Raw genomic sequence first — 231 nt, 5'->3', positions numbered from 1 at the left:
CCGTTACAGTATATGTTCCTGCACTTAAACCAGTAGCTGTAGCAGCCGTTCCACCAGATGGAGACCAAGAATAAGTATATCCACCAGCACCACCAGAAGGAGTCACCGAAGCAGAACCATTAGATCCACCGTTACAAGACACATTTGTTTGTGCCGCAGTTGCCGTACTGATAGTCGTTGGTTGTGTAATAGTAAAGTTTCTAGTAGCCGTACATGCGTTAGCATCGGTTA

1 protein-coding gene is annotated in these 231 nt (G+C 45.9%); it reads right to left on the bottom strand.

Annotation, left to right across the window (positions count from 1 at the left end):
• Positions 1 to 231: SprB repeat-containing protein (locus AC061E_RS16680; protein ID WP_478287259.1), on the bottom strand; the 231-nt coding region annotated here is incomplete at both ends.

The organism is Flavobacterium sp. GNP011 (genome assembly GCF_056428925.1).
Note: the sequence above shows the minus strand (reverse complement) of the source record. Positions and strands in the feature narration are given on the sequence as shown.